Source organism: Streptomyces sp. 13-12-16, assembly GCF_002114215.1.
In the GTDB taxonomy this organism is placed as follows: Bacteria; Actinomycetota; Actinomycetes; order Streptomycetales; family Streptomycetaceae; genus Streptomyces.
Map to the genome: position 1 here is coordinate 1 of NZ_NCTE01000288.1, position 3,078 is coordinate 3,078.

Annotated in this window: 2 protein-coding genes; both read right to left on the reverse strand. The window is 74.2% G+C overall.

Going from position 1 to position 3,078, the window contains the following annotated elements; all coding sequences use genetic code 11:
• Nucleotides 1-1,519 (reverse strand): type I polyketide synthase (locus B7767_RS12620; RefSeq protein ID WP_179167129.1); only part of this gene is annotated, 1,519 nt, incomplete at its 3' end.
• Nucleotides 1,520-1,803: 284 nt separating this feature from the next.
• Nucleotides 1,804-3,078: alpha/beta fold hydrolase (locus tag B7767_RS12625; protein ID WP_143652385.1), on the reverse strand; the 1,275-nt coding region annotated here is incomplete at its 5' end.

Consider the following 3,078-nt stretch of genomic DNA (forward strand, 5'->3'; position numbering starts at 1 on the left):
CGCCACCGTCGCGCACGGACGCCGCCAGCCGCGCCGCCTGCTCCCGCACCGCCTCACGCGACTTCGCCGACACCACCCACGGCAACCACGACGGCGCCTGGGCCCGGCCGTCGGCCTCCTCGGCCGGCTCGGGGTCCGGGGCCTGCTCCAGCACCAGGTGGGCGTTGGTGCCGCTGACGCCGAAGGAGGACACGGCGGCGCGGCGGGGCCGGCCGGTCTCCGGCCAGTCGGTGTGCTCGGTGAGCAGGTCGACGGCGCCGCCGGCCCAGTCGGCGTGCGGGGTGGGCGCGTCGATGTGGAGGCTCTTGGGCAGCGTGCCGTGCCGCATGGCCTGCACCATCTTGATGACGCCGCCGACACCGGAGGCGGCCTGGGTGTGGCCGATGTTCGACTTCAGCGAGCCGAGCAGCAGCGGCCGGTCGGCGGGACGGTCCTGGCCGTAGGTGGCCAGCAGCGCCTGCGCCTCGATCGGGTCGCCCAGGGTCGTGCCGGTGCCGTGCGCCTCGACCACGTCGACCTCGGCGGCGGACAGTCCGGCGTCGATGAGGGCCTGGCGGATCAGGCGCTGCTGCGAGGGCCCGTTGGGCGCGGTGAGCCCGTTGGAGGCGCCGTCCTGGTTGACGGCGGAGCCGCGCACCACGGCGAGGACGGGGTGGCCGTTGCGGCGGGCGTCGGACAGGCGCTCCAGCAGGACCATGCCGACGCCCTCGGACCAGGCGGTGCCGTCGGCGGCGGCGGCGAACGCCTTGCAGCGGCCGTCCGCGGCCAGGCCGCGCTGGCGGGCGAACTCGGTGAACATCTTCGGCGTCGACATGACGGTGGCACCGCCGGCCAGGGCGAGGGAGCACTCCCCCTGGCGCAGGGAACGCACGGCCAGGTGGAGGGCGACCAGGGAGGAGGAACAGGCGGTGTCGACGGTGACGGCGGGGCCCTCGAAGCCGTACGTGTAGGACAGACGGCCGGAGGCGACGGCGACCGTGTTGCCGGTCAGGAGGTGTCCGGCGACCTCCTCCTGACGGCCGCGCGCGGCGTTGTCGTAGTCGCCGTGCCCGGTGCCGACGAAGACGCCGGTGGGGCTGCCGGTGAGGGAGTCCGGGAGGATCCCGGCGCGTTCCAGGGCCTCCCAGGAGGTCTCCAGGAGCAGGCGCTGCTGCGGGTCCATGGCGAGGGCCTCGCGCGGGGAGATCCCGAAGAACGCCGGGTCGAACTCGCCGGCCTCGTGCAGGAAGCCGCCCTCGCGGGTGTAGGTGGTGCCGTGGTGGGCGGGGTCGGGGTGGAACAGCCGGTCTAGGTCCCAGCCGCGGTTGGCGGGGAACGCGGAGATCGCGTCCACGCCGTCCCGGGCCAGCTCCCACAGTTCCTCGGGCGAGCGGGCGCCGCCGGGGTAGCGGCAGGCCATGGCGACGACGGCGACGGGCTCGCGGTCGCGGTTCTCGGCCTCGCTGAGCTGCTGCCGGGCCTCCTGGAGGTCGGCGATCGCCCGCTTGAGGTACGCGCGGAGCTTGTCCTCGTTCGACATCAGGTGCCCACCTCTCACTCGGATTCCGGAAAACGCGGAGAGCGGCGATTCCCGGATTCCACGCCCCGACCCTGTTCGAAGGACCCGCGGTGCGCTCAGGAGGCACACCGGTGGCTTTCTCGGCCCGGGTCGTGGACCCGGGCCCGGTCCGATGGCCAGTCTGGCCGTCCCGGACTGCGGGTTTCCCTAGAGCCTGGAGGAGAAATGCGGGGCCGGGCGCGGTGGTGGACACCACACACGCCCGGCCCGGGACGAGAACTGGTGGATTCCCTCGTCGTCGTCGGTTATCGGGTGGTGGCCGCCTCCTCCAGCGCGGTCAGCCATTCCTCCATGAGGGCGGCGGCCTTCGCGGAGTCCTCACGGATCAGGGAGAGGTGGTCGGCGTCGACCGGCCGTACCGTGGCCGACGGCACCAACGGTTCACGCAGGGTGTCGGCGTCCGGTGCGGGGACGCCCTCGATGAGGGCGCGGGTGCACCTGATCTCGAGCACGGGCGCGGTGGTGGGGCGCACGTCGAGGGCGTTGAGCAGGACCATCCAGCGGCCCATCGCGGACAGCCGGGAGTTGGTGAGGCGTACGGGCGAGTCGTCGACGGCGGTGAAGTTGAACCGCATCATGCCCGAGAAGTCCACGCCCTCGTCGTTCTTGTGCTGGATGCTCAGCGTGTCGAGCAGCACCACGGCGGTGGGGCGGATGCCCCACGTGGTCTCCAGGACGCCGGCGGCGGCGTAGGCGAGGGAGCCGCCCGAGGAGTGGCCGACGAGGACGAAGGGCCGGCCGTCGGCGGCCTGCAGGGCGCTCTCGGCGATCACCCGGGCGGCGGCCCCGGGTCCGGCGGGCAGGGCCTCACCGGTGGCGAAGCCGACCAGCGGCAGCGCCGTCACGTCGCGGCCGCCCCGGAAGTGCGCGGAGAGCTGGGCGTACTGGTGGACGCCGCCGTTGGCGGTGGGGGCGCTGACGCAGACCAGCCGCGAGGAGGCCGGTCCCTCGGCGAGCGTCACCGGCCAGGGCAGGTCCTCCAGTTCGGCGGTCGCCTCGAAGGTGGGCCGCAGGGCTGCGACGGCGGCCAGCATGCGCTGCGCCTCCCGGGTCCTGCCCCGGGCGATGCCGTCGAGGAACAGCCGCTCCAACGAGTCGTTCTCGACCGGGCCGCCGGGGGCGCCGCCGCGCGGGACGGTGCCGCCGCCCTGGACGCCCAGTTCGGTGAGCAGCCAGGAGGTGAGGCCGTTCGGCGAGCCGCTGTCGTAGACGATGCTCGCGGGCAGTTGCAGTCCGGTGGCCTCGCTGAGCCTGCGGCGCAGTTCGACGCTGATGAGGGAGTCGAAGCCGAGTTCCAGGAAGTCGCGTTCGGGGTCGACCTCGGAGGTGTCGGGGTGGCCGAGGAGCGCCGCGGCGCAGGTGACGACCAGATCGTGCAGGGCTTGTTCCTGTTCGGCGGCGCCGAGGGTGGTCAGCCGGTCGCGGAAGGAGGCCGGGTCGGCGGCGCGGACCGGCACCGTGGAGACGGTCGCGGCCGGGCGGGCCGTGCGTGCGGCGGGCGCGGTGGGCCGGTCGGCGGC